This is a genomic window from Bacillus sp. NPDC094077 (assembly GCF_050279465.1).
Lineage (GTDB): Bacteria > Bacillota > Bacilli > Bacillales > Bacillaceae_G > Bacillus_A.
Map to the genome: position 1 here is coordinate 204457 of NZ_JBNNUF010000005.1, position 20817 is coordinate 225273.

Consider the following 20817-nt stretch of genomic DNA (forward strand, 5'->3'; position numbering starts at 1 on the left):
GGAGGTGATACAACATGGCAAGCAACAATAAATTAGCGGTATCTGGTGCTCAAGCAGCATTAGACCAAATGAAATACGAAATCGCTCAAGAGTTTGGTGTTCAACTTGGAGCTGATTCAACATCTCGTGCTAACGGTTCTGTTGGTGGCGAAATCACTAAACGTCTAGTTTCATTAGCTGAGCAACAATTAGGCGGTTTCCAAAAATAATCCCATATAAGATGGCTTAGAAAGAGCGGGTTCTTCCCGCTCTTTCTTTTTGTTATTTGTAACATTATAAATTCATTTCGACATAGGCATAAAAAAATTGTCAAAAGAAGAGGGTTCAAAATTTACTGAAAATTCTTTATTATATAAGGGAGGCATAGAAATAAAGGAGGATGTTTTATGAAGAGAGAGGAATTGTTGGCGCCACCATCTTATAATTTAGTTTCAGAAATAGAGAAATATACAGGTGATAAAGAGAAGCTTGCTTTAATTTGGCAAGATGATAAAGGGAATAGACGAGAAGTTACATATTTTGAATTAATGCAAGGTGCAAATAAAATTGGAAACGCTTTTATAAAAAGTGGCTTACAAAAAGGGGACAAGCTCCTTATTATGATGCCGCGTTTAATTGAAGCTTACATGACGTATATTGCTGCGATTAAAGCAGGATTTGTCGTAATTCCGAGCTCGGAAATGTTGCGTAAAAAAGATATTGAATACCGAATTGGACACGGGGAAGTAAAAGCGATTGTAAGTTATGAGCCGTACATTGGCCAGTTTGGCGATATAGAGGCAATGGAATCTCTTCAAAAGTTTGTTCTGAGTGAGCAGTCAGTAGACGGATGGGTCAATTTAAAAACAGCATTAGAAACAGAAAATGACATGTTAGAAATGGCGAAAACAGATAAAGAAGATATGGTCTTTTTATCTTACACGTCAGGGACGACAGGAAATCCGAAAGGTGTCGTTCATACGCATGCATGGGCATACGCTCATTTACGTACGAGCGCTCCAAATTGGCTCGGAATTGAAGAGAATGATGTTGTATGGGCAACAGCTAGTCCTGGCTGGCAAAAATGGATTTGGAGCCCGTTTTTAGCAACTCTCGGTTCTGGTGCAACAGGATTTGTATACCACGGTAAATTTGAACCGAAAACGTATTTGAATTTATTAGACGATAATAAGGTGAATGTGCTTTGTTGTACGCCGACTGAGTATAGGTTAATGGCTAAGGTAGAAAGCTTAAATGAGTATAATTTAGAAGCGTTACATAGCGCTGTATCAGCAGGTGAACCGTTAAATAGGGAAGTTATTGAAACGTTCCAAAAACATTTTGATATTACAGTAAGAGACGGTTATGGGCAAACGGAAAATACGTTACTTGTTGGTGTAATGAAAGGAATGGATATTAGACCGGGATCAATGGGGAAACCGACGCCAGGCAACCACGTTGATATTGTAAATGAAGAAGGAATTCCGATGCAGGTAGGAGAAGTTGGTGATATTGCAGTTCACATTGAAACACCAGCCCTCTTTAAACAATATTATAAAGACGATGAGCGAACAGCGATGCAGTTCCGTGGTGATTATTATATTACCGGTGATAAAGCGAAAAAGGATGAAGACGGCTATTTCTGGTTTGAAGGGCGCGGTGATGATATTATTATTAGCTCTGGTTATACAATCGGGCCGTTCGAAGTAGAAGATGCACTTGTAAAACATCCTTACGTAAGAGAATGTGCGGTTGTCGCAAGTCCTGATGAAATTCGCGGAAGTGTCGTGAAGGCATTTATCGTATTAAGAGAGAATATAGACAAGAACGAAGAAACACTAATTCCAGCACTCCAACAACACGTCAAAGAACTCACTGCGCCATATAAATATCCTCGTAAAATTGAATTTGTAGATGAACTACCAAAAACGATTTCCGGAAAAATTCGCCGTATTGAACTTAGAAAACAAGAGATGGAGCTTCCGTCAAAATAATTTTGAAAATAGTGAAGTAAATAGTTGAATGAGATGCAAAACGATGATATTATAAAAACGAACACAAGTTCGATTTTATAAACTTAAAAAAAGAGGTGTCCGTATGATTTTAGGTATTAATCCGTACTTAGTTTTAGATGGTAGTGGGCAAGAAGCTGTACAGTTTTATAAAGAGGCGTTAGACGCAAAAGTAGAAGTAATGCAAACGTTTGGTGACATGCCTGAAAATCCAGAATACCCGATTCCAGCTGAAGCGAAAGAGCGCGTTTTACATGCTCATTTAAAAGTTGGTAATACGGAACTTATGATTTCTGATACATTCCCAGGTCAAGGGCATGCGATCGGATCTCAAGTAACGATTGCAATTCGAATTAGTAATGCAGAAAAAGCAAAAGAAGTATTTGATAAGTTACAAGAAGGTGGAGAAGTTATCATGCCACTTCAAGAAACTTTCTGGAGCCCAGCATACGGACAAGTAAAAGATAAATTTAGTATTGAATGGCAAATTACAACGAATCCTACTGAACAAAATTAATTTTTGGAAAAGCACCATGTTTTGAAATGGTGCTTTTTTTTATACAATAAAACAAAGGAGATGGGATATATGGGAGAAATTTGGTACGGCGGCACCATTTACACGATGAGAGAAGAAAATGAAAAAACAGAAGCTATTTATGTTGAAAACGGCAGAATCATTGATGTCGGGAGTAAGAAAGAGTTAGAAAACCGATATGCTGCGGTAGAATTGTACGATTTAGAAGGTAAAACAATGATTCCAGGTCTCGTTGATAGCCATATGCACCTTATTGGGCATGGAGAGAGATTGCTTCGTCTAGACCTATCAAATTGCACATCTTATGGTGAAGTGCTTACCCTTGTTCAGAAGCGCGTAGAAGAAGCGTCAAAAGGTTCTTGGATTATCGGAGAAGGATGGAATGAAAATAACTTTACAGATACGAAAGATGTTCATGTAAAAGATTTAGATGCAATTTCGAAAGAACATCCCATTCTATTAAAACGAGTTTGTCGTCACGTTACATGGGTAAACTCATACATACTGCAAGAAGCGAACATAACAGAAGCGATGCAAGACCCGAAAGGCGGGAAAATTGGTCGTGATGCGTCTAATAAGTTAACAGGACTTTTATATGAGCAAGGACAAGAATTAATTAAACATGTTCAGCCTGAAATTGATGAAGCTTATTTACAAAGAGCGCTGCAAACAGCAATTAAGGATTGCTGGCAATACGGGCTTGTTGGCGGACATACGGAAGACTTAAATTATTATGGCGGCTTTCAAAAAACGTACAATGCGTTTTCACATGTTATAAACGAAATGCCGTTTAAAGCACATTTACTCGTTCATCATGAAGTAGCGAATGAACGAAACGAATATGAAAATGAGCATTATATTGAATTTGGAGCGATGAAAATTTTTTCTGACGGCTCTTTTGGCGGAAGAACGGCTTTATTAAGTGAACCGTATGAAGATGCGAAGGAAACGAATGGAGTTGCCATTTTTTCACGTGAAGAACTTGCAGAGTTAGTGAAGAAAGCACGTGATTTACATATGCCGGTTGCCATTCATACAATCGGTGATTTATCACTTGAATATGTAATTGATGCGCTTGAATTATATCCACCTGCAGAAGGATTACGTGACCGTATTATTCATTGCCAGCTTGCTCGTGAAGAATTAATTGAAAGAATGAAGAGTTTGCAAGCAATCATTGATATACAGCCAGTCTTTGTTTCATCAGATTTTCCGTCAGTCATTGAAAAGTTAGGAGAACATCGCCTTCGTTATGCATACGCTTGGAAGACGTTACTCGATGCGGGATTACATTGTAACGGAGGATCTGATGCTCCAATTGAACAAGTAAATCCGTTTTTAGGCATATATAGTGCTGTTACACGTCGAAGCTTTATTGACGGCGTATGCTATATGCCAGAAGAAAAGTTAACGGTATATGAGGCAGTTTCTTTGTTTACGACAGGAAGTGCCTATGCAATCAGAAAAGAGGCGCAGCGAGGACAAATTACAAAAGGATATGAAGCGGACTTTACAATATTAGACCGTGACATATTTGAAATTGATACAGAAGAAATAAAAGAAGTGCAAGCAGAAATGACCGTTATTGATGGGAAGATTGTGTATAGGAAAGATGCATAAAAATATATCAGCGATTTTCGGAATATATCGACTTACCGACAAAAATTGACAATAATATCGTTCGACTAATAAGTGGAGGTCGCCCGCACCAATCGGGATAAATAAATAACCGCAGAATTATAGGATTCCATAATTCTGCGGTTATTTTATTACTATAAAAACGTTCTCTGTACTTTTTCCCAGAAGGAATTATTTTTTAATTTAACAGTTTTAATTTGTTTATCGCTTAATCGAACAACAGCTTTCTCCACTTGTTTAATGCTAAGCGCTTCGTTATCCATGCCGATAACAGGATAATCGTTACCGTCTGGTCTAAGTTTTAAAGTTAGTGTACGTTCGTGATTTAAAATGAACGGTGAACCGAGCGTACGGTATGTGTTGTTATTTAAAGATGCTAGTTCGCTTACTTGGAAGCATGGGATAAGCGGATCAACAACTGCGCCATGTAATGATTTATTGTAAGCTGTACTTCCCGTTGGGGTAGAAACAACTAAACCGTCACCTCTAAATGTTTCGAAATATAAATCGTCAACGTGAACATCTACAACGAATGTTTTAATAATGCTAGAGCGTAATGAGAACTCATTTAAACAATGGAAAGATGTACCGTGATCTACATCTACCTGAATTGTTGGATATTTTCGCACTTCAATTTCATTTTTTGTAATTTCTTGAAGGGCTGTATCAACGTGATCAATATGGAAATCGCAGTAGAACGAAATTTCATCTTTCGTAGAAATCCCTGCGTATAAACAATCTTCTCTAAAACCAGTTTTACGAACGGCTTGTAAGAAAGTTGCATCATCTCCAACACTGACGATAGCGTTTGCATTTTTTGGATGATCTAATATGGTAAATCCATTCTCTTCTAAAATAAGATAGATTGGTTTCATTTTTTCAACGAGCGTTGCTTTGTCATCACCATAAAAGAAAAATAAATTGCGACGATCTGCCATTATGTATCCCTCCACTGCAGTTAAATTTTCTGTTCTTCGTGCTACATATCAATAGAATACGTTCTCGATGATATGTTCAAATAATATATTTCGATATAAATTGTCAAAATACCTTCTCATTTTTAGAAAAATTTTTATATTCAATCTTACGAAACTTTGTTTAATGATGAATAAACTTGTCGATAATGGGTACGGAGTGAAAGGATGATACGTATGAAGTGGCTCGCAATTGGAATAATAATTCTTCTCCTATTTATTTTGCTTATACTATTGTCGAAAATATCGCTTAAGGTGACATTTTTATATTCAGAAATGGAAAAGCAATGTTTGTTTCAAGTGAAAATATGGATGATTCGATTTACATTCGATGTGTTGGAAAGAATTGAAAAGCAACAGAAGAAAACAGGACAAAAAATCGAAAAAGCTGAAAAGGACGGCGGAATCGATAATAAAATTATGGCACAACTCGATAGCATGGGGGAACTGATAAAAAAGCTCCAAGAAGTTCATACTATCGTTAAAGGTTTTCTCAAACGAGTGAAAATCAATGGTTGGAAATGGCATTCGCAAATTGGAGCAGGCGACGCAGCTAGTACTGGAATTGTCACTGGATATGCATGGGGGACAAAAGGAATGGCTGCTGGAATTGTAGGACAATATATGCATATTGTCGACGTACCAGAATTTGAAATTACCCCTGTTTTTCAAGGGAAAGGGTTTGCATCAAGATGTGAGTTAACAGCATCTTTTCGTATATTCCGTACTGTAAAAACAGCGGTGAAATTGCTTCTGTTTATGAGAAAGCAAAGGTCTGGTATGACAGAAAAATCTGTTCAAGCATAGGGGGGATATAGAATGGACCATCCAATTCAAGGTTTAATGACAACTGCAATGCAGCATTTAAAACAAATGACTGATGTAAATACAATTGTTGGTGATCCAATTAAAGCAGCCGATGGAAGTGTAATTCTTACAGTTTCGAAAGTTAGTTTCGGATTTGCTGCTGGTGGAAGTGAGTTTGGTAAAGTAGAACATTCGGGCCGTCATCCATTTGGTGGAGGTAGTGGTGGAGGAGTTTCCATTAATCCTGTTGCCTTTCTTGTTATAAATGGAGAAGGTGTGAAAGTGTTACACTTAGATAAGCAAACACACGTCATCGATAAAATAATTGAATTAGCACCACAAGCTGTTGATAAAGTGAAAGAAATGATGGATAAACGAAAAGAAGATGATCCTGAATTTCAAATTTAACGAATAGAGAAGCTGATCAATGGATTGGCTTCTTTAATTTTTTTGTAAATAAAGCGATTTTATTTGCATTATCGATAGGGACAAACTATCATTTACATTGTACATATTTTGTTTAAATAAGGGAGGATTTTTAAGTGGCAAACGTAACTTTTAAAGGTAATCCAATGACTTTAGTTGGAACAGAAGTTAAAGTTGGCGATCAAGCGCCAAACTTCCAAGTATTAGCAAACGACTTATCTCCAGTAAGTTTAGAAACATACAAAGGCGAAGTGAAATTAATTAGTGTTGTACCTTCAATCGACACAGGTGTGTGTGATGCACAAACACGTCGTTTTAACCAAGATGCAGCAGGTATTGAAAACGCGAAAGTATTAACAATTAGCGCTGACTTACCATTCGCTCAAAAACGCTGGTGTGCAGCAAACGGTTTAGAAAATGTTGTAACACTTTCTGACCACCGTGACCTTTCATTTGGTGAAGCTTACGGCTTAGTAATGAAAGAGCTTCGTTTACTTGCTCGTGCAGTATTCGTAGTAGATAGCAATGACAAAGTAGTTTACGTAGAATACGTAAGCGAAGGTACAAGTCATCCAAACTATGAAGCAGCATTAGAAGCAGCTAAAGCTGCAAAATAATGTGAAGGAAGATGACCTCTTATAAAGAGGTCGTTTTTTCTCATATATTGCTACGTAACGGTACCGATATATGAGAAAAAATGTTATGTCATATATACATGAAAAGGGAGCTCTTAACAGGAGGTCGCTTTTTCTTTTTGGAAAAAATCACTTTGTGGTATGATATAAGTTATGTGTAAATGAGAGAAGGAGGAATGTACGTGAGTCAGGCATTAGAAACATTATTTTCTATTTTTGATTCTTCTACGGCAATTTTACGTAAAGAATTAGATGTAACATATCTAGAGGCCCTTGTAGAAACAGGTGATAACTTGTTTGAAGGAGCGATTTTACAAGAGGAATTATCCGAATCAACAATTGAAAGGTTGAATCGTGAATATAGTGCGTTTAATGAAGAAACATATAAAGGTGAAGATATTCGTAAAGCATTTCAGCTAGCCATTTTAAAAGGAATGAAAGAAGGCGTACAAGCGAATCATGAAATGACGCCAGATGCAGTTGGGATGTTCATGAGCTACTTATTCCATAAATTTATGAAGGATCAAAATGAAATCACTGTGTTGGATCCTGCGATTGGAACAGGTAACTTAATGACGACAGTGTTTAATAGTGCCAAAGAAGGATTAGCAATGAGTGGATTTGGTGTAGAAGTGGATGAAGTGTTAATCAAACTTGCTTTAGTAAATGCGAATTTACAAAAGCATGCAATCGAATTCTTCCATCAAGATGGACTAGCACCACTTTATATCGATCCAGTTGATGCAGTTGTTTCAGATTTACCAATTGGTTACTATCCAAATGAAATCGGTGCAAGTGAATATACGTTAAAAGCAGATGAAGGAATGTCATATGCGCATCACTTATTTATTGAACAAAGTGTGAAGCATACGAAAGAAGGCGGGTATTTATTCTTCTTAGTACCAAACTTCATTTTTGAAAGTGATCAAGCGCCAAAGCTACATGCATTTATTAAAGAAACATGCTTTATTCAAGGGCTATTACAGCTACCTGTTTCCATGTTTAAAAACGAGAAAAATGCAAAAAGTATATTTGTTCTCCAAAAGAAAGGCCAGGGTGTAACAATGCCGAAACAGGCATTACTAGTGGAATTACCTAAATTCTCTAACATGAAGGCTATGGAGGATATTATGGATCAATTAAATACTTGGTTTGCAACACACAAATAACACAATATATATGTAACAGGGTTAGTGATTAATGTAGTACAGTTGTATATGATATGTAATATTTTTTAATATATACAAGATTTAACTGAATTTTTTTGAAATCTGTAATATATTTTTTTTCTTGGTGTTACAATTTTTTCACTTGAAATATATGTCGGACGATGTTTAAATTAAAATCGTGAGTATAAAATTCACTGATGATGAAACGTTTTCATAGTGAGTGAATTTAATTAGATAAAATCGAGCGGTTTGTGGAATGATCCACACAACTACCAAGAGAAAAAGGGGCGAAAGACTAGATGTCAAAAATCATCGCGATTAACGCAGGAAGCTCTTCCTTAAAATTCCAATTATTTGAAATGCCAAGTGAAACAGTATTAACAAAAGGTTTAGTAGAACGTATCGGTTTAGAAGATAGTATCTTCACTATTACTGTAGATGGCGAAAAACAAAAAGAAATTACAAACATCCCAGATCACGCAGTAGCAGTTAATATGCTTCTTAACAAATTAACTGAAAATGGAATCGTTAAGTCTCTAGATGAGATTGGTGGTATCGGTCACCGTGTTGTTCACGGCGGCGAAAAATTTGCTGACTCTGTTTTAATTACTGATGAAGTATTAACTGATATCGAAGAATTAAGCGATTTAGCACCACTTCATAACCCAGCAAACATTGTTGGTATTAAAGCGTTCCAAGAAGTATTACCAAACGTACCAGCAGTAGCAGTATTCGATACAGCATTCCACCAAACAATGCCAGAATCTGCATTCTTATACAGCTTACCATATGAGTACTATGAGAAATTTGGTATCCGTAAATACGGTTTCCACGGAACTTCTCATAAATACGTAACTGAGCGTGCGGCTGAATTATTAGGTCGTCCACTTGAAAGCTTAAGCCTGCTTTCTTGTCACTTAGGTAACGGTGCAAGTATCGCAGCAGTAGAAGGCGGTAAATCTATCGATACTTCTATGGGCTTCACTCCACTTGCTGGTGTAACAATGGGTACACGTTCTGGTAACATTGACCCTGCGTTAATTCCATACATTATGGAAAAAACAGGCCAAACAGTAGAAGAAGTAGTTAACGTATTAAATAAGAAGAGTGGTATGTTAGGTCTTACTGGTTACTCAAGTGACCTACGTGACATCATTTCTAAAGAAGAAGAAGGCGACCACCGTGCGAAAGTAGCACTTGATGTATTCGTAAGCCGTATCCACAAATACATCGGTTCTTACACAGCTCGTATGAAAGGTGTAGACGCAATCATCTTCACAGCTGGTATCGGTGAAAACAGTGCAGTTATTCGTGAGCGCGTATTAGAAGGCCTTGAGTACATGGGCGTATACTTCGATGCAAAACGTAATAACGTATTTGGTGAAGAAGCATTCATCAGCTTCCCACACTCTCCAGTAAAAATTATCGTAATTCCAACTGACGAAGAAGTTATGATCGCTCGTGACGTACTACGTCTTGGAGATATTGGTTAATATATGAAAAGAAAGGCGGGATCCTTATAGGATTTCGTCTTTTTTCTTTTGGATATATTTTAAAATCCCATCTGGATATAGTACTTTTTCCTTCTGAATGAATGCAGGAATGGGAATCCATTTTGCATATGACATTGTTTGTTCATCTTGTATATTTAGTATTTCGATTTCATACAGTGATGTGTCTAATAAGCGCAAAGAATATAGTTGAATGATCTCATGACCCATTTTCTCACCTAGATGAAAAATGTTTTCTAAGCAACCTAAATAATTGGTAATTTCTATTTCTACATGAAGCTCCTCTTTAAATTCTCGAATGACTGTATCTGCTGATTTTTCACCAAGTTCAATTGAACCACCAAGAGGTCGATAATATGTTTCGTTGCCTGTATGATATTCTTGTACGAGAAGTCGATCGTGATGCAAAGTGATGCCGAAAGCTTTTGCGCGTGGATACATATGTATAATCGCTCCTTATTTGTTTTGTATAAGGATGATTATAATGTAGCTAAGTAGAAATTGATAACATGTATTCGGATAAATTCTTGGACTTAGGCTGTAAATAAAGAACGTGCGATATACAAGCATATTTGCAAATATGTTACAATAGAAAAAAATCGAACGAGGTGGTTGTTACGATGCGATCAAAGCGAGAACAAGCCATTTTAGACAATATAAAGGAATGGGAAGCACAATTAGTTGAGCAAGAAGCGACCGATTTTCAAAAAATGTTTGATAAATGGTTACATACTACAGTTGCGAAATTGCCTGAGAAAAAACGAAAAGACTTTTTTGCGAAAGCAGATGGATGGCTCTTTCATTTGCATGCGTTTATTCAAAGTTCACAATCACAGTTAGATGCGCGTAATCGTATTTTAGGAACGTCGAGATTATTTGATGAATCAATTGAGCAACTTGAAGATTTGAAAGCATTATCTATTGATCAGTTAACATACATAGCAGAGCAACAAACAGCGCGTCATCGTCTATATTCATTCGTACAAGGCGGAGCAACGGGTGCTGGAGGTTTATTATTATTAACGGCTGATTTTCCGGTTATGATTGCGTTAAATGTGAAGGCTGTCCAACTGATTGCAACATCGTTTGGGCATGATGTGAACAAGCCTTATGAAATGATGCTGGCGCTAAAGGTGTTTCATGCGTCATTACTACCAGGAAGACTTCAGCAATACGCATGGTACAATTTGCTGCAAGAGCTGGAGCAAGAAGATTCGTTCTTTTATGAAGGAGACGAAGCGGTGTTACAACCAGCTTCTACCGAAGTTGTGCTAAAACAAATTTTGAAAACATTTTCGATTTATGCGCTTCGTCGTAAATTATTCCAAGGCATCCCAGTAATCGGAATGGCAATCGGATCTACAGTGAATTATCGTTTAACAAGAAATGTTACTGAATTTGCGAATCGATTTTATCAAGTGCGCCACATAGTGGAGAAAGAAAAGAGAGCGTAAAAAAAGCGAGAGGCCGAAGCCTTTCGCTTTTTTTTAATTTGTTGCATGTTTTTTTGACATTGGAATAGATACTGGTTGCTTTTCCTCTGCTTTTTCTGTTTTTGGATAATAAATTAAATCCAAAGTTTTTGCCTGTACGGCAATCGAAAGAATAGTAAAAGCAATTTCTGTCCAATTTAAATAATATAATGAAAGCGCAAGAACAATCGCGTCAAAGACGAAGAAAATTTGCCCAATTGTAAAACGAGTTCGTTTACTTAGTACAATTGTTAAAATATCGTCTCCACCGGTTGCACCGCCAAATCGCAATATAAAACCGAGTCCAATACCAGCTAACGCACCGCCAATTATTGCAGCTATAAATAAATTATTTGATAAATCTACCGTAAATGGAGAATAATTTTCCATAAGAGAATAAAATACTCCGAATGAAATCGAACCTAGGAATGAATAGCCAACCATTTTTCTACCTAAAAATGAAGCACACAGTAAAATAATTGGGATATCCATTATTACAGTTGAAATAGATGGTGAAATATCATAAAAATTTTGGATGAATAGTGCAATACCTACAAAGCCACCTTCTGTTAAGTGGTTTTGGAAGTGAATATGATATAGCGCTGCTGCTAAAATAAATGAACCGATTAAAACCATAAAAACTTCTTTAATAATTTGTCGACTTTGGATGTTCCTCATCGTTATTCCTTCTTTCCGTAGTTAGTAGTCCTTTTTGTGTTGTAAACTAACTACGAGCTCACATGTAGCTTTCAGTTAGTTTACGAAAAAACTAACTACGCTATATGTCGCTGAAGAAATAACGAATAATCCTCTCGTCCATCAATTCTCCCTACCTTCGTTTTAGTTTAAGTCTTAAAACGACTAAACAAAACGTGGAGTAGGATTCGTCATTTAGCAATCCTGCTCTTCTTTGTTTTGTTTAGCTAGTAACAATTAAGTCCTAAACAAAACGCTATGTGTAAGAAGAGTCTTTTTTTTGCCAAATTATCCTTCGGGCAATCATAATTTCCCCACTCTCGTATTTTTTTCGCTAGACTAAAGTATCTGAGCTGAAAAATACGCTACGTGTATGATTCGTCAATACGATGCCACATGCTCCTTCGAGCGATCATGATATCAAAATCCCTTCCTTCAAGATTTATATTATTATATCATACTTTCAAAAAATGTATGCGGATGGAAACCGACAATTAACGGAGGGAATCTACAAAAATTGTTATGTTTAAATATTTTTGTAGAAAAGCCTAAGTTATTTCGTAGAATTGGACAGTTTTTAGAAGTTTGTCCAATAAGTAAGAAAAGAAGAGTATTTATTCGGTTGTGTTATTTTCGTCACTTTTATCTTTAAAAAAGGCATCCCAGCTAATCACACATTAAAAATGTTAAAGCGATAATAATAAAAGCTCGCATAAGTTTGAGGCCTCCTTTTGTACATAGTATATGAATCCTTTACTTTGTAATGTGTCATTTTTTTACAGAATCTAATTGTTATGAGATTATATTAATATAGGTAGATGAAAGGGAGAGTGGAAATATGCTAAAAGAAATGTTTAAAAGGAAAGAAGTAAAATGCATTTCATGTCAGAAAAGGATTGAATACGAAGAAGAGCTTGTTGCTTTTGTGAAGTTGCCGAAAGAAAGAAATATATTAGTTGGTCCGTTCGATGTATGTTTGGCAAAAACAGCACAAGAAATATATTGTAAATCGTGTTACGACAAAAAAGCATGACCCGAAATAAATGAGGGGCATGCTTTTTTCATTGGTGTGCTTTTCCCTCAGATACATTTTGGGTGAGTCGATACCAAAGCCAAAGATCGTTAATGATGGAAGCGAGATCGGCAATTTCTGAATTAAGCTTGCAAGAAATTTCGAAGTTCTCTTCGTTGTTTAAATGATGTTGTTTTGCATTAATATAGTGTTCCAGTTCTTTTATACGATCAGGGATCTTCCCGCGGACTTGTTCCCATTTGAGCAAAATAGCATGTTGCATTTTTTCGGGGATGTCTTCCCAGTCTTCTTGTAAATGTGGAATTTCAATTCCTAGATGTTCATCGTATAAGAAATACTTTTCCATAAGTTCACCCCCATTTTCCTGCTTATATTGTACATAAAAACAGAAAGAAGTTCGACGAAATTGTTTGAAAAAAATTGAAAAATCCCCTTGATACATTTTGTGAAAGGTGTTAAAGTTTGAATTATTATAAAAGAAAATGAATATTTATTCTTTAGGGGGATGCAAAATGGAGAAGAAAAAAGTTGTATTAGCATATTCCGGAGGTCTTGATACTTCCGTTGCAATTAAATGGTTACAAGAGAAGAATTATGATATTATCGCGCTTTGTTTAGATTTAGGGGAAGGTAAAGACTTAGCATTTGTAAAAGAAAAAGCACTTTCAGTAGGTGCAATTAAATCATATATGATTGATGTTCAAGAAGAATTTGCGAATGAATATGCATTGATGGCAATGCAAGCTCATACATTATACGAAGGAAAATACCCTCTTGTCTCTGCATTATCTCGTCCGCTTATCGCGAAAAAATTAGTAGAAATTGCAGAACAAGAAGGGGCAAGTGCAGTTGCGCACGGATGTACAGGTAAAGGAAATGACCAAGTTCGTTTTGAAGTTTCTATTCAAGCATTGAATCCTTACTTAGAAGTGATTGCGCCTGTACGTGAATGGAAGTGGTCACGTGAAGAAGAAATTGCATATGCAAAAGAAAACGATGTACCAATTCCGATTAATTTAGATAGCCCATTTTCAATTGATCAAAACTTATGGGGACGTAGCAACGAATGTGGAATTTTAGAAGATCCATGGGCAGCGCCGCCAGAAGATGCATACGAGATGACGTTAGCGTTAGAAGATACACCGAATAAACCAGAGTTTGTAGAAATTGGATTTGAAGCAGGCGTACCGACTACTTTAAACGGCACTGCATATTCACTTTCAGAATTAATTAAAACGTTAAATGCACTTGCTGGAAAACATGGCGTTGGACGTATTGATCATGTAGAAAATCGTCTTGTCGGTATTAAATCTCGTGAAGTATACGAATGCCCAGCAGCAATGACTTTAATCACTGCGCATAAAGAGCTGGAAGATTTAACACACGTAAAAGAAGTAGCGCATTTTAAACCGGTGATTGAACAGAAAATAACAGAACTTATTTATAATGGTTTATGGTTCTCTCCTTTAAAACAAGCGCTCCATGCATTTTTACAAGAAACGCAAAAGCATGTAACAGGTACAGTGCGTGTGAAATTATTTAAAGGTCATGCGATTGTAGAAGGACGTAAATCTGAATACTCTTTATACGATGAGAAATTAGCTACGTATACTGCCCATGATGAATTTAATCATGATGCAGCAGTTGGATTCATTTCATTATTTGGTTTACCTACGAAAGTATACAGCCAAGTGAATCAAAAGAAGGTGGAAGCGTGAGCAAACTTTGGGGCGGACGTTTTACAGAAGAAGCGGAAGCGTGGGTGGAAGAGTTTGGAGCATCCATCTCCTTTGATCAACAATTAGTCAATCAAGATATAAATGGGAGTATTGCACACGTAACGATGCTAGCAAAACAAGGCATCGTTACGAAAGAAGAGGCAGAGAAAATAAAGATTGGACTTCAATATTTATTAGAGGAAGCGAAACAAAATAAGTTACATTTCTCGGTTGAAGCTGAAGACATTCATTTAAATATCGAAAAGATGTTAATTGAAAAAATCGGTGAAGTAGGAGGGAAACTTCATACAGGCCGAAGTCGTAACGATCAAGTAGCGACAGATATGCATTTATATTTAAAAGAAAAAGTAGAACATATTATAAAAGCTACAAAAAAATTGCAAACTGTCCTTGTTCATCAAGCGGAAAATAATATTGAAACCATTATGCCTGGATATACGCACTTACAGCGTGCACAGCCTATATCATTTGCGCATCATATTCTTGCTTACTTTTGGATGTTAGAGCGCGATGTGAATCGTTATGAAGATTCATTAAAGCGTATTAACATATCACCATTAGGAGCAGGAGCGCTAGCTGGGACAACATTCCCGATTGACCGAGAATATAGTGCGGAGCTTCTCGGATTTAATGGAATCTATGAAAATAGTTTAGATGCGGTAAGTGATCGTGATTTCATACTGGAGTTTTTAAGTAACTCATCTATACTCATGATGCACTTATCACGCTTTTGCGAAGAGCTTATTTTATGGAGCAGCCAAGAGTTTCAATTTATTGAAATGAGCGATCAATACGCAACGGGAAGCAGTATTATGCCGCAAAAGAAAAATCCGGATATGGCAGAACTAATCCGCGGTAAAACAGGCAGAGTATACGGTAATTTATTTAGTTTACTTACAGTAATGAAAGGATTACCGCTCGCGTACAATAAAGACTTGCAAGAAGATAAAGAAGGAATGTTTGATACAGTAAAAACAGTAGAAGGATGCCTTCATATTATGGCAGGCATGCTAGAAACGATGACTGTAAACAAAGAAAAGATGGGGCAAGCTGTGACGCAAGATTTCTCTAACGCAACAGAAATTGCGGACTACTTAGCAAACAAAGGACTACCGTTCCGTCAAGCTCATGAAATTGTTGGGAAGTTAGTTCTACATTGCACACAAAAAGGCATTTATTTATTAGATGTACCACTTGAAACATATAAAGAAATGAGCCCGTTATTTGAAGAAGATTTATATGAAGTGCTGTCACCATATGCAGCTGTAAAGCGCCGTAACAGTGCTGGCGGGACTGGGTTTGAGCAAATCCAAAAAGCTTTGGAAAAAGCGAAAGGGTTAACTAAAGAAGTTATTAGGAATTGAGTTGGAAAGTACGCCAATCTATTAAAGTTTGGCGTACTTTCTTTTTTATTAGTATTTAAGTTATGATGTAGTAAAAAACAACAATTGAGGATAATCTATGAAAAAATAATATTTATTGTTTTACTATTAAGTAGCTTAATTGCAAATATTAAGGTGTTTTTTTGGACAAATATATACTTGTTGGTGAACAAGAGAAGCGAGAAGAAGCAATTATTGCAACGATGTGGCACCTACAAGAACAAGGATATAAAGAAAGTGATATTTCATACATAAAACCGGCTTTTTATAGTAAAATCGGTTCTTACGGTATGAATGTACAGTTTAAAGATGAACCAAATGAATCGTATACATATAGAGTTTCGAAAGATGCTAAAACAAATAAACTAACTGTACACCAAGATAGCGATACGCCAGGTGGTATGGGCGGGAAGCATCAAGAGCTTAAATAGATATGAGAGACTGCTGATAGGTAATATGAGCAGTCTTTTATATTTTTAGAGGGGCGTCGAGCATTTTATAATTGTTTTTCATAATCATAAAATGATGCCTCTCATGTATTGCTAATAGCTGGATAGATTGAATAAGGTTAGGATAGTGAGCAATTGGATCTAAAAATACGATATGTCCTGCGATATTTTCTTCTACATTTTGAACTAGTTTTTTTATTTCATCTGTTTCATGTGAAAGCAATTTTTCCAATTCTTTCACATTCATAGAGTGATAGATTTTTTTCGAAGGGATTAAAATCCAAGGGGCTTTCATGCCTCTTCCATGTTTTTCTTTATATTCCGCATAAATATCATGGATTTCAGTTGCGAACGGGGTGTTTCTTCGTAGTTTGGCATAAGGGATAAGAGTAAAAGAGAATTTAATCGCCACTTTTAGCATCTTTGTAATTAAATATAAATGATAAAAATGCTCTCCAATAGACCATTTTCCATTCTTTGGGCGATACCATAGTTGTTCTTGGGATAGTGAATGGAGATGAGGAAGGAACTGGCTCCTTTGTACATGTAATGTTTGAAAATGCTTTGAGATATTTTCAGATTTCATATTTTGGCATCCTCCACACTTCTTTTTCCTAATTATAACATTTTTCGTGAGGATGTAAGTAAGCCTAGAGCATTTTGTTCTAGGCTTAAAGTTTCATCGATTAATCATACTTATGTCGATCTTCCGTAATTCGAATATACTCAATATCCATCAAATCTCGAAGTAATGCACCGTTACTTAGTTCAATTCCATGTGTCTCTTTAAAATGTGTACGAATCGTATCTAACATTTCGATTTCTTTTCCATTCACATCTAAAATAATACGTTCATAATCATCCATGTTAAATCCTCCTTTTCTAAACACATATATTTTGTCCGTCTATTTCTAAAAAATGTATGTTAACGTAATGTTAGGAAATAAAAAAAGAATGGAAAATGAGACGTATTTATTTTGAAATATGTGAAATGAAAAACACCAAGCCCATGTGGACTTGGTGTTTTATCCCGCTATTTGCGGGCAGTAAGACTCCCACCTCAAAATTTGGCGAATGCGAGGAAGTTAGGTGGGAAATCAACTGCCCGTAAAAGCCTGATTGGTTCAACTAATAATCAGGGGGGATGGACAAAACCCCCACTGATTAAAGTTTCACTTTATAAATTAAAGATCACCTTGCTCCTCATCACCACGAACAACAAGGACATCGCATTTCGCATAGCGAATAATATGTTCAGAGACGCTACCAATTAGGAAACGTTCAACCGCATTTAAACCAGTTGCACCACACATAATTAAATCTACTTTATGGTTTGGAGCGATTTCTTTTGAAATTTTAGATTTAGGATTACCAAATTCTAATACAGTTTCAATTTTTTCAAGGCCAGCTTCAAGCGCAGTTTTTTTGTAGTCTTCTAATAAGTCTTCTGCAAATAGATTTGCACGTTCAGCAATTGCACGGCTATAAGCCTCTACTGCTGAGTATGCTTTTACATCAACAATATGAGCGATTGTTAATGTTGCATTGTTTCGTTTTGCAACTTGAATTGCTTTTTTAAAGGCTTTTTCTGCTTCTTTAGAACCGTCCACCGCAATTAAAATATTTGTATATGTATTATTCATAGTAGATTCCTCCCAATCATTTTTATAACCGTTTACAACTTAATTATAAAACAAAATTTGGTAATGTGCTTGCCAGAAACGTTACAGAATTTTGAAAACTCTGTTTCAATTCATTTTAGTTGTAATTGGAGTGAGAACTTGTTAAATATGAAGTATAGCAATTTAAAAGGAGGCATGTTTGTGAGACACGCGCTCATTACAGCCGGTACGAAAGGTTTAGGAAAGCAAGTAACAGAAAAGTTATTGGCTAAAGGATATTCAGTAACAGTAACATATCATAGCGATATAGATGCTATGGAAACAATGAAAGAAACATATAAAAACGTGGAAGAGCGTCTACAATTCGTGCAAGCGGATGTCACGAAAAAAGAAGATTTACATAAAATGGTAGAAGAAGCGATGAGCCGTTTTGGCAAAATTGACTTTTTGATTAATAATGCTGGTCCATATGTATTTGAACGAAAAAAGTTAGTCGATTACGAAGAAGATGAATGGAATGAAATGATTCAGGGGAATTTAACAGCGGTATTTCATTTATTAAAACTTGTTGTTCCGGTTATGAGAAAACAGAACTTTGGTCGTATTATTAATTACGGATTTCAAGGGGCAGATAGTGCGCCGGGATGGATTTATCGTTCAGCCTTTGCAGCTGCGAAAGTAGGACTTGTTTCGTTAACGAAAACAGTGGCTTATGAAGAAGCGGAATACGGTATTACTGCAAATATGGTTTGTCCTGGTGATATAATTGGCGAAATGAAAGAAGCGACAATTCAAGAAGCACGTCAGTTAAAGAGTCATCACACACCAATTGGTAGATCTGGAACAGGGGAAGATATCGCAAGAACCATTTCGTTTTTATGTGAGGACGATTCCGATATGATTACCGGTACAATTATTGAAGTAACTGGTGCAGTTGATGTTATTCATAGACATCGATAGAATGAAATAAATCGAAGTTTCGAACAATTGGACAGTTTATTCTTTATAACGAGAGGTGCGAATAATACTGTCCTTTAATGTAAGATTAAATCTATCGGAAAACTAGTATTATTTTTTGTCAAATATTGAGATATTATGTTAGAATATAAGAGCGTAGAAAGCGCTTTAAAAAATGATTCAGGGGTCATTTCATAACTCAAGGGGGAACTAATAATGCGTATCGGTATTCCAACAGAAATTAAAAACAATGAAAACCGTGTGGCAATGACGCCAGCGGGGGCAGTACATTTAGTACAAAATGGTCATGAAGTTTTTGTTCAAAAAGGAGCAGGTTTAGGATCTGGCTTTACAGATGAAGAATACGTACAAGCTGGTGCGAAACTTGTTGAAACGGCTGAAGAAGCATGGAATCAAGATATGGTTATGAAGGTAAAAGAGCCAGTTGCAAGTGAATACGGCTATTTCCGCGAAGGTTTAATTTTATTCACATACTTACACTTAGCTCCAGAACCAGAATTAACGAAAGCATTAATTGATAACAAAGTTGTATCAATTGCATACGAAACAGTACAATTAGACAATCGCTCTTTACCGTTACTTGCACCAATGAGTGAAGTAGCCGGTCGTATGTCTGCACAAATCGGTGCACAATTCCTTGAGAAAAACAAAGGCGGTAAAGGTATTCTACTTGCAGGCGTTCCAGGGGTGAAACGCGGCAAAGTAACGATTATCGGCGGTGGTCAAGCTGGTACAAACGCAGCGAAGATTGCAGTAGGTTTAGGTGCAGATGTAACAATCATCGACTTAAGTGCAGAGCGTCTTCGTCAATTAGATGACATTTTCGGGAACCAAGTAAAAACGTTAATGTCTAATCCATACAACATTGCAGAAGCTGTAAAAGAGTCTGATCTTGTTATTGGTGCGGTATTAATTCCAGGTGCAAAAGCGCCAAAACTTGTAACAGAAGAAATGATTCAATCAATGGAACCAGGTTCTGTCGTTGTAGATATCGCAATTGACCAAGGTGGTATTTTCGAAACAACTGACCGTATTACAACTCATGACAACCCAACTTATGAAAAACATGGCGTTGTTCATTATGCAGTTGCAAATATGCCAGGTGCGGTTCCACGTACATCAACTCTTGCATTAACAAATGTAACAGTACCATATGCAGTACAAATTGCGAACAAAGGCTATAAAGACGCTTGCTTAGGCAACTCTGCATTATTAAAAGGTATTAACACATTAGATGGCTATGTAACATTCGAAGCAGTTGCAGAAGCTCACGGCTTACAATATGCTGATGCAAAAGAGCTTCTTGAAAAAGCTCCTGCTTTATCATAATAGAAATATATGTAGAGCCTTCCTTTTGTTAGGAGGGCTTTTGTTTAAGATAGAAACATCTTATAATATAAATAAAAAGAAATAAAGATAGAAATAGGAGGAGCAATATGGGGTATATTTATGATATTTTGTCAGTGGGTTTGCTTATAGCAGGAATTATTACAATGGTTGTAGGTAAAAAGAAGAATGATGCGAAATTAAGAGGAATTGGTATTGGGATTGTAACGGCAGTACTTATTATTGGATTTCCAGATTTTATAAATGGTTATATGAAAGGTGTGCTTTCTGCTGGAGATAGTGCATTTCCGATGAGATAGAAAAGATGATCTTTAATTTTTCTTATAGTTAGGAAAGATTAGAGATCATTTTTTTTAGGTTTTTAATTATGGGAATTTTTTCTTGTTGTTAAAATGCTTCATATGATAATTTAA

24 protein-coding genes are annotated in these 20817 nt (G+C 36.3%); 17 read left to right on the forward strand and 7 right to left on the reverse strand.

Features of this window, described 5'->3' with window-relative positions:
• Positions 1–14: 14 nt before the first annotated feature.
• The 4 genes from ACQKNR_RS15220 (at position 15) to ACQKNR_RS15235 (ending at position 4146) form a co-directional block, all read left to right on the forward strand.
• On the forward strand, positions 15–209 hold the full coding sequence (locus ACQKNR_RS15220; protein ID WP_427318618.1) for a small, acid-soluble spore protein, alpha/beta type: 195 nt from the start codon (positions 15–17) through the stop codon (positions 207–209).
• A 177-nt stretch (positions 210–386) separates the two neighbouring features.
• On the forward strand, positions 387–1973 hold the full coding sequence (gene mbcS, locus ACQKNR_RS15225) for an acyl-CoA synthetase MbcS (protein ID WP_427318619.1): 1587 nt from the start codon (positions 387–389) through the stop codon (positions 1971–1973).
• Positions 1974–2076: 103 nt separating this feature from the next.
• Positions 2077–2508, forward strand: coding sequence for a VOC family protein (locus ACQKNR_RS15230; RefSeq protein ID WP_427318620.1), 432 nt, complete (start codon positions 2077–2079; stop codon positions 2506–2508).
• Between the two features lie 69 nt (positions 2509–2577).
• Positions 2578–4146, forward strand: a complete 1569-nt coding sequence (locus tag ACQKNR_RS15235; RefSeq protein ID WP_427318621.1) for an amidohydrolase — start codon at positions 2578–2580, stop codon at positions 4144–4146.
• A gap of 152 nt (positions 4147–4298) precedes the next feature.
• On the opposite strand, the gene ACQKNR_RS15240 is transcribed toward ACQKNR_RS15235, so the two are convergent.
• A complete protein-coding gene (locus ACQKNR_RS15240; RefSeq protein WP_427318622.1) occupies positions 4299–5102 on the reverse strand; it encodes an NAD kinase in 804 nt (267 codons plus the stop codon).
• A 204-nt stretch (positions 5103–5306) separates the two neighbouring features.
• Here ACQKNR_RS15240 and ACQKNR_RS15245 point away from each other — a divergent pair, with 204 nt between their 5' ends.
• The 5 genes from ACQKNR_RS15245 to ackA all read left to right on the forward strand — a co-directional run bounded on the left by ACQKNR_RS15245 (position 5307) and on the right by ackA (position 9668).
• The gene (locus ACQKNR_RS15245) at positions 5307–5945 is read left to right on the forward strand and encodes a DUF2953 domain-containing protein (protein ID WP_427318623.1); all 639 of its coding nucleotides are present in this window, start codon (positions 5307–5309) and stop codon (positions 5943–5945) included.
• Positions 5946–5957: 12 nt separating this feature from the next.
• The gene (gene ytfJ, locus ACQKNR_RS15250) at positions 5958–6353 is read left to right on the forward strand and encodes a GerW family sporulation protein (protein WP_000350005.1); all 396 of its coding nucleotides are present in this window, start codon (positions 5958–5960) and stop codon (positions 6351–6353) included.
• Positions 6354–6487: 134 nt separating this feature from the next.
• Positions 6488–6988 carry a thiol peroxidase gene (gene tpx / locus ACQKNR_RS15255; RefSeq protein WP_000024528.1) on the forward strand — a complete coding sequence of 167 codons (501 nt, stop codon included), beginning with the start codon at positions 6488–6490 and terminating at the stop codon, positions 6986–6988.
• A 200-nt stretch (positions 6989–7188) separates the two neighbouring features.
• The gene (locus ACQKNR_RS15260; RefSeq protein WP_427318624.1) at positions 7189–8175 is read left to right on the forward strand and encodes a class I SAM-dependent methyltransferase; all 987 of its coding nucleotides are present in this window, start codon (positions 7189–7191) and stop codon (positions 8173–8175) included.
• A gap of 299 nt (positions 8176–8474) precedes the next feature.
• On the forward strand, positions 8475–9668 hold the full coding sequence (gene ackA / locus ACQKNR_RS15265) for an acetate kinase (protein ID WP_427318625.1): 1194 nt from the start codon (positions 8475–8477) through the stop codon (positions 9666–9668).
• A 24-nt stretch (positions 9669–9692) separates the two neighbouring features.
• Here ackA and ACQKNR_RS15270 read toward each other — a convergent pair whose 3' ends face one another.
• The gene (locus ACQKNR_RS15270) at positions 9693–10127 is read right to left on the reverse strand and encodes an NUDIX hydrolase (protein WP_427318626.1); all 435 of its coding nucleotides are present in this window, start codon (positions 10125–10127) and stop codon (positions 9693–9695) included.
• Positions 10128–10306: 179 nt separating this feature from the next.
• Here ACQKNR_RS15270 and ACQKNR_RS15275 point away from each other — a divergent pair, with 179 nt between their 5' ends.
• Positions 10307–11140: an EcsC family protein gene (locus tag ACQKNR_RS15275; protein WP_427318627.1), complete on the forward strand. Its 834-nt coding sequence runs from the start codon at positions 10307–10309 to the stop codon at positions 11138–11140.
• Between the two features lie 33 nt (positions 11141–11173).
• On the opposite strand, the gene ACQKNR_RS15280 is transcribed toward ACQKNR_RS15275, so the two are convergent.
• On the reverse strand, positions 11174–11836 hold the full coding sequence (locus ACQKNR_RS15280) for a YitT family protein (RefSeq protein WP_427318628.1): 663 nt from the start codon (positions 11834–11836) through the stop codon (positions 11174–11176).
• Positions 11837–12692: 856 nt separating this feature from the next.
• Here ACQKNR_RS15280 and ACQKNR_RS15285 point away from each other — a divergent pair.
• A complete protein-coding gene (locus tag ACQKNR_RS15285; protein WP_427318629.1) occupies positions 12693–12887 on the forward strand; it encodes a hypothetical protein in 195 nt (64 codons plus the stop codon).
• A 28-nt stretch (positions 12888–12915) separates the two neighbouring features.
• Here the strand turns inward: ACQKNR_RS15285 and ACQKNR_RS15290 are convergent, their stop codons facing one another.
• On the reverse strand, positions 12916–13233 hold the full coding sequence (locus tag ACQKNR_RS15290; protein WP_097996369.1) for a radical SAM protein: 318 nt from the start codon (positions 13231–13233) through the stop codon (positions 12916–12918).
• A 166-nt stretch (positions 13234–13399) separates the two neighbouring features.
• On the opposite strand from ACQKNR_RS15290, the gene ACQKNR_RS15295 reads away from it, so the two are divergent.
• The 3 genes from ACQKNR_RS15295 (at position 13400) to ACQKNR_RS15305 (ending at position 16439) form a co-directional block, all read left to right on the forward strand.
• Positions 13400–14605 (forward strand): argininosuccinate synthase, encoded by a 1206-nt coding sequence (locus ACQKNR_RS15295; protein ID WP_427318630.1) that lies wholly within the window; start codon positions 13400–13402, stop codon positions 14603–14605.
• Positions 14602–15990, forward strand: a complete 1389-nt coding sequence (argH, locus tag ACQKNR_RS15300) for an argininosuccinate lyase (protein ID WP_427318631.1) — start codon at positions 14602–14604, stop codon at positions 15988–15990. The genes ACQKNR_RS15295 and argH overlap by 4 nt, the downstream gene beginning before the upstream one ends.
• A gap of 173 nt (positions 15991–16163) precedes the next feature.
• A complete protein-coding gene (locus tag ACQKNR_RS15305; RefSeq protein ID WP_427318748.1) occupies positions 16164–16439 on the forward strand; it encodes a DUF3139 domain-containing protein in 276 nt (91 codons plus the stop codon).
• Between the two features lie 37 nt (positions 16440–16476).
• Here ACQKNR_RS15305 and ACQKNR_RS15310 read toward each other — a convergent pair whose 3' ends face one another.
• The 3 genes from ACQKNR_RS15310 to ACQKNR_RS15320 all read right to left on the reverse strand — a co-directional run bounded on the left by ACQKNR_RS15310 (position 16477) and on the right by ACQKNR_RS15320 (position 18100).
• A complete protein-coding gene (locus ACQKNR_RS15310) occupies positions 16477–17043 on the reverse strand; it encodes a DinB family protein (RefSeq protein ID WP_427318632.1) in 567 nt (188 codons plus the stop codon).
• Between the two features lie 100 nt (positions 17044–17143).
• A complete protein-coding gene (locus ACQKNR_RS15315) occupies positions 17144–17323 on the reverse strand; it encodes a ProA domain protein (RefSeq protein ID WP_427318633.1) in 180 nt (59 codons plus the stop codon).
• A 318-nt stretch (positions 17324–17641) separates the two neighbouring features.
• The gene (locus ACQKNR_RS15320) at positions 17642–18100 is read right to left on the reverse strand and encodes a universal stress protein (protein WP_001066672.1); all 459 of its coding nucleotides are present in this window, start codon (positions 18098–18100) and stop codon (positions 17642–17644) included.
• 147 nt (positions 18101–18247) lie between these two features.
• Between ACQKNR_RS15320 and ACQKNR_RS15325 the strand changes: the two genes are divergently transcribed.
• From ACQKNR_RS15325 to ACQKNR_RS15335, 3 genes are all read left to right on the forward strand, one after another.
• Positions 18248–19039, forward strand: a complete 792-nt coding sequence (locus ACQKNR_RS15325) for an SDR family oxidoreductase (RefSeq protein ID WP_427318749.1) — start codon at positions 18248–18250, stop codon at positions 19037–19039.
• 213 nt (positions 19040–19252) lie between these two features.
• On the forward strand, positions 19253–20386 hold the full coding sequence (ald, locus tag ACQKNR_RS15330; protein ID WP_061686674.1) for an alanine dehydrogenase: 1134 nt from the start codon (positions 19253–19255) through the stop codon (positions 20384–20386).
• Positions 20387–20493: 107 nt separating this feature from the next.
• Complete coding sequence (locus ACQKNR_RS15335; RefSeq protein ID WP_427318634.1) at positions 20494–20703, forward strand: hypothetical protein; 210 nt, start codon at positions 20494–20496, stop codon at positions 20701–20703.
• Positions 20704–20817 lie beyond the last annotated feature (114 nt).